The following is a 5,817-nucleotide window of genomic DNA, read 5'->3' as shown; positions in this document are numbered from 1 at the left end:
ATCGAGGGCTTGTCGGGCTCGTGCGCCGTAACCCCTCCACGAACGACGTAGCATCCACCCCTTGCGTCGAGGCGCAGCTTTTGAGCGCGGCCCCGAGCGTGACGCCGGCCGGTGCTCGTGCTTGGTTGCCGGCATGGGCCAGGCCAAGCGGATGTGGGGCTTCGATGATGCGGAGCGACGTCTCTTGTTCGACGCGACGGACGACATTCCGGAGTTGCGCGAGATCCTGTCGCGCGCGGCGCCGCGACAGGATCTCGGCGGGTTGTGGGTCCTGCGGGCGACGGTGGACGAGCTCGACGAGATCTACAGTCTTGTCGAGGCGCTCATGGACGGGACGCGGAGCGAGCGGCGGCTGGAGCAGCTCGAGGAGCTGCTGGCGGGTCTGTGCACGTCGATGGACGGCTTCTGACCGTCACGCCCGCGGAGCGAGCAACAGCGCATCGGGCGCGGGCGCTGCAGCCAGGCTGCGCGTTTCGCTGACGGCGAGCTCGGGATGTGCAGCGAGGATCCGGTCGGGGAAGAGATCGCGCAGCCGTTTCTGTGGCCAGCCTTCGACGATGAGCCGGGTGACGAGATGGAGGTAGGCACGCGGGTCGATGTCGTGCGTGATGCACGTGGCGATGATGGTAAGGATCGCTGCGGTGCGCACGCCGCCGATGTCGTCCCAGGCGAAGAGCCAATTTTTCCTTCCGAGAACAAGCTTTCTGAGCTCACGCTCGCGGCGGTTGTTGGTGAGCTCGATGTTGCCGTCCTCGACGAAGAGGACGAGACGGTTCCACTGCCTGTGCAGGTAGCCGAGCGCTCGACCGAGCGGTGTCTTCGGCGGCGTTGTGGCGCGATGCTCGTCCAGGAATGCGCGGATCCTGTCGAGCACGGGCTGGCTGTGCTCGAGCCGGCGTTTCCGCCGTGCCTCGGCGTTGTCGCCGGCAAGCGTCGCGGCTTTCTCGATCGCGAAGAGCGGCGCGATGGTGTGCAGGGCGTCGACTGCGATCGCGTCGCCGAGACGCGCCGCCTCGACGAAGCCACGCCGCGCGTGACTCCAGCATCCAGGCCGCTTGCCACCCGCGCGCTCGATGAAAGTCGTGACGCTCGTGCCATCGCACTGGACCGTGCGACACAGATCGTCGCCGAGGAAGCGGCGGACGCTGTCGGAATCGCCGCTCGGCGAGTAGAAGAACGTAACCCAGCGCGCGTTGGTCCAGGCCCAGATCGCGCCCGTGCGGATCCCGCTTTCCGTCGAGGGATCGAGGATGGGGATGCCGGTGGCATCGGTGCCGAGCAGTCCGGGCGCGCGGGTGCGCTCGGTGATGCCGCGCGCGATGGGCATGAGCAGATCGATGTGGGCGGCGACGCTGCGGCCGAGCGTCTGCGGAGCCAGATCGATGCCGGCGCGCGCCCAGCGGCGGCACTGCCGCTCGATGGGTAGGTACTCGATGTACTTGTCGCACGTGGCCTCGATGATGAGCGCATCGCCCAGCTTGCCGCGCTCGACGATGGCCGGCGGCGGAGCGGCCGAGACGATCGCGTCGTCCCTCGGGCAGGCGAGGGTCTCGTCGAGTCGTTGCTCGACGATGATGCGCGCCGGGATGACGGTGAGCCGCTCGCAGATGGAGTGGCCGACGACGGTCATTTCCCCGCCGCAGATGGGACAGCGCCGCTGGTCTTCGGGGACCGGGTTTTTTACCTGCACGCGCGGCAGATGCGCGGGCAGCGCGCCGCGTCCCGGGTGGACGCCGCGCCTGCTCTTCTTCGGCTCGCGGGCATCGGTTTTCTTCTTCTTCGCTTGGCTCCTGGTGCTATCGAGGCCCGGAAGCGTGAGCTGCCGCTCGAGGCGCTCGAGCGTCTCCGAACGCGGACGCTCGCGCGTCAGCTGTGCGACGCGCTTGGTGAGCTCGGCGTTGATGTCGCGCATGCGGCTGATCAGGTGGATGATGGCCACCACCAGCTCGACGAACCGCATCGCCGCCACCATCTGCTCGATCCACGCTCGAAGCTGATCGAGATCCGGCACGTACGGCGAGGTCGGTGTGTCCTTCATCGACATCGACCCGTTAGACGCGTCGCGGATCGATGTAGATCACTTGCTCGACAGGAAAAGTGCCGGCGCGACCGCGCGCGGCGTGGCGCGTCGCGGCTCCCAGCGCGGACGCCGGCGCGCACCGGCCAGGTCGATGCCCTCGACGATCAGCGCGAGCTCGGCGGCCTCCATTACGCTTGCGCGGAGCTCGCCATCCTTCGAAAAAGGCGGACGAAATCGTCCTTTTTCGAGACGCTTCGTCCACATGGCGAATCCATTGCGATCCCAGTAGACGATGCGGATCCGGTCGCAGCGCCTGGTAAAGAAGACGAACAGGTGCCCGCTGAGCGGGTCATGCCGGAGCGCGTCGCGCACGAGCACCATCAGACTGTCGGCACCCTTGCGCCCGTCGATTGCCTGCGTCGCGACGAACAACCGGACGCTCGGAGGCAGGCTCAGCAAGCCGCGTCCTCTTCGAGGACGGCAACGAACCGGCGCAGTGTCGCCACGTCGATCGACTCACGAACGCGCAGGCTCCGACCGGAGCGGAGCGCGATCTCGACGGGCTCGGGTCCGTGGCGCGGAACTTCCACGAACGTCGGCGACACGGCCAACGCGCTGTCGCCGTCGAGTCGCTTCCGCCAGTAGTACAGCCGCTGCGGGTCCAGTCCCTCGCGGGCCGCGAAGGCGTTGACCGACAGCCCCGACGCTTCGAGCGCCGCGAGCACGACGCGGGCATCGGCGTCGCTCCAGCGCCGGCGGGAGAGCTGAGAAGTGATTCTGCGCGATCTGGGCATTGCAGTGGCCTCCGCCTACACGCGTGCCACCGGTGCTGCCCTGCGATCTACACGTCCTTGGTGGAGGGGTTACTGTCGTGCCGCGGTTGCGCCCGTACATTTGTTGCTCTAGTCGCTACCGGCTGGCGCGAGGCCGACGATTACTTTCGTTGCCAGGCCGCGCTTAACAGGAAAGAGGATTCCGCCATCGAACAGCCTCTTTGACGGTTTGAGGAAGGTATGCCGAACTTTGGTCGCTGGCAGGATTAGCCGCCCCCTGTTCCAAAGCGCGACCTCGAGACCTTGCTGCTCCAACTCCTGACTTGTGATGCTCAGCAGATGTTCGCTCGGGCCAAAGTAGAACATCGACCCGCTCCTGCGAGCGGCACCTTCCGAGCACACCCAATCGGCGTCGCCAGGATGGCGTACGCACAGCCGACAGTTCGAGGTGGCGATGTCGTCGGCTTCGGACCGGCTGGTGGCGAATGCCGTCGGACGGACGAGCCATTGCGCGTCAGAAGCCAGGCGACACAATCCCGCTCTGCACTCAGACCCCGAGAACTCACAGGGGCCACACTCCTTCGCGGTCGCGGCCACCTGAGGAGTTGCGGGAGGTCGTGTCGACGGCGGTCGCCAGGCATGTGTTCCAGCGGGATTCGCTGATTCAAGGCGCCAAACGAGCACCGCGCCAACTACAGCACCGCCGATCAGCAATCCGCCTGCGGCCAACGCGGCGACGACAAACCAGGTCGGCGGCTCCCGTGACGTCTCTGGCTGATTCACCCCACCCGACACGACACGATCAGCATATACTCAACCCGGGGTGGTTGCATGCCCAACGTGAGAGTGTTCTGCACCGAGTGCGGACAGTGCCTCGACGTGCCGATGGACGACATGAGTGTCATCGTCAGTTGTCCGAGATGCGGCCGCACTCGGACGATCGCCGAGCTGGTTCCGCCGAGTATCCCACTTGCTCCGGTGATGACACCACCGGCACCCGCAACCACACTTCCCTCAGGTAGCCCACCACTTGCCGACTCCCTGCGCTCCGTCGCCACGTTGGCGGAGCAATCCGGAGGCAGTGTTTCCTCTTTGCCCCAGGCCGCTTTTGACCCAGCTGTCATGGGGGTCGCGCTTGCCGCAAGGAGCGTGCAGGTGGGCGCGCGCGTTGCATTCTGGGTCGACGACCATCTCTATGGGTGGCGACGCCTTCTGTTCACTCTCTTGGCTTTGCTTACGGCTTGTGCGTACGCGGCAGGAGCGTGGCTCTATGCGATTTGCCTGGTCGCGCTGGCTCTCGTCGTGTACGCGCTGCTTCTGGCGCGGGTGTGGAGCCTCCGGGACGACGACGAAAACTGGACGTGGGACCATGTTCGCTCGCAAATTCGAGTCAGCTTGGGCCAACTCGAGTTGCCAGCGATCTCTGAGATCCCGCGCGTTGTCGGAAGCTGGCTCCTAACTGTCGGGGCCACAACTCTCGCCACCGTTCCAGCCATCGCAGCGGTTGCCGCAACGCTCCTTCGGCTCGCAAGTCGCTCGATCGATAACGAAACAGTCCGGACATGGATCGATTACGGAATGTGGCTGGCCGCCATCGCTACCGCACTGGGTACAATCCTGTACGTTCGCTGGTGGTATCGGACACACCTTTCGCCGCACCGGTTGAAGCTGTCGCGATCGCTAGCCTCAGAGCAGGTACTCTTCAACGCGTGGCGAGACAACCCAACCGCCTTCACTTCAGATCGTGCGCTGCAGAGTGTGCTCGGCGTCCTGCAGTCTTGGCGTCCACGCGGATGCCGGCTGGAGAAGGAGTATGAGGCATCTTTAGTGCGACATCTACGCAGGAGATTGCCGAACTTGGAGGTTGAGCAGCAACACCCCCTCTATCATGAGGGTACGCGCGTCGGCAAAGTCGACATCGTCATTGGGGGCGCGTTTGCATTCGAACTGAAGCGGGCGGTTACTGCGTCAGAAGGTGACAGAGCGGTTGGCCAGGTATGGAAGTACCTCCTCACCTGGGAGAAGGGCCCGGTGGCGCTCTTGTTGTGTGAGACCCGCGAGAACAAGACCGAAGACTTGGTTGCGGCCCGTCTGACGGAGCTGCGGGGACAGCAGAAGCCCGTGATGGTCATTGCTGCCGGAAAGCGCCTCGACTGACAGTGACTTACAATGTAACCGTTCACGGGTGGGGTTGGGGGTCTGACGCGGGCGTTGCGCCTCCGTCGGCATGAGCAACACCACGAGCGGCGCGTTGCGGCGGCGAGTGCTCAAGAAAGTGACGCCGTGCGGGTCGTAGTCGGGGGAGCTGCGGCGCCAGTGCGCTTCCCGGCAGCGAGGAATCCGTGAGAATTGGCGTCGCCCCGTAAACGCGGCCATGAGGCTCGCGCGGTTACCGGGCTCGGGCTTCAACTACCTAAATAATATTAGCAATATCCGGCGTTTCCGCGTGCTCTAGCTGCCCGGGTCTAAACGCGCGGAAAGGCGTTTGGGCCGGTTTGAGGACGTCGCTGTCTGGCAGCTCATAACGTCTCCACTTGCGCTCCCCGATCGGCTTCAGCCTGCCTTTGTCGACGAGCCGCCGAAGTAGTCGCGTAGCTTGGCGGCGGGGTAGGGGGGCGGCGCTCTCGTTCTGGGTGCGAGCCGTTCTATTCGTCCACCGGAACCGGTGGCTGTCCGCGGGTGGTCATGACGTAGGCGTACGCGTCGTCGAATCTGTACAGGATCCAGAGGTTGAGGCTCGCTACGCGCCGAACGTACGCACGCTCCGGCGAGAAGGGCGTTTTGTAGTCGGTTGGACCGGGTAACTGCTCAGAGCCTAGCGCGCGAAGCGTGGTGGAAACGGCACGGGACGCCGGTCAGCCCGCGCGCACTCCAAGTCGGTCAAGGCTCCGACGGAAAGTCGTGCTCACTCGGAGGACGCGGTCGGCCACGGCCATTCCCCCGCGGCCATCGCCCGGTCCAAGTCCTCGACAGTCAGCTCCACGAACTCTCCACGTGCGAATTCGCTCTCGGCTTGATGCAGCT

Annotated in this window: 5 protein-coding genes; 2 read left to right on the top strand and 3 right to left on the bottom strand. The window is 65.1% G+C overall.

Going from position 1 to position 5,817, the window contains the following annotated elements; all coding sequences use genetic code 11:
* Nucleotides 1-133: 133 nt before the first annotated feature.
* Nucleotides 134-409, top strand: a complete 276-nt coding sequence (locus tag H6717_42320; GenBank protein ID MCB9583744.1) for a hypothetical protein — start codon at nt 134-136, stop codon at nt 407-409.
* 3 nt (nt 410-412) lie between these two features.
* Here the strand turns inward: H6717_42320 and H6717_42315 are convergent, their stop codons facing one another.
* The 3 genes from H6717_42315 to H6717_42305 are packed head-to-tail and all read right to left on the bottom strand — an operon-like array spanning nt 413 to nt 2,814.
* Entirely contained in the window at nt 413-2,044 is a 1,632-nt protein-coding gene (locus H6717_42315; GenBank protein MCB9583743.1) for an IS66 family transposase, read from the bottom strand.
* A gap of 33 nt (nt 2,045-2,077) precedes the next feature.
* Complete coding sequence (tnpB, locus tag H6717_42310) at nt 2,078-2,479, bottom strand: IS66 family insertion sequence element accessory protein TnpB (protein MCB9583742.1); 402 nt, start codon at nt 2,477-2,479, stop codon at nt 2,078-2,080.
* Nucleotides 2,473-2,814 (bottom strand): transposase, encoded by a 342-nt coding sequence (locus tag H6717_42305; GenBank protein ID MCB9583741.1) that lies wholly within the window; start codon nt 2,812-2,814, stop codon nt 2,473-2,475. Before H6717_42305 ends, tnpB begins: the two co-directional genes overlap by 7 nt.
* Nucleotides 2,815-3,948: 1,134 nt before the next feature.
* Here H6717_42305 and H6717_42300 point away from each other — a divergent pair.
* Nucleotides 3,949-4,950 (top strand): hypothetical protein, encoded by a 1,002-nt coding sequence (locus tag H6717_42300; protein MCB9583740.1) that lies wholly within the window; start codon nt 3,949-3,951, stop codon nt 4,948-4,950.
* Nucleotides 4,951-5,817 lie beyond the last annotated feature (867 nt).

The organism is Polyangiaceae bacterium (assembly GCA_020633235.1).
Lineage (GTDB): Bacteria > Myxococcota_A > Polyangia > Polyangiales > Polyangiaceae > JACKEA01.
The sequence above is the reverse complement of the archived record's forward strand: the minus strand, read 5'-3'. Positions and strand labels throughout refer to the sequence as shown.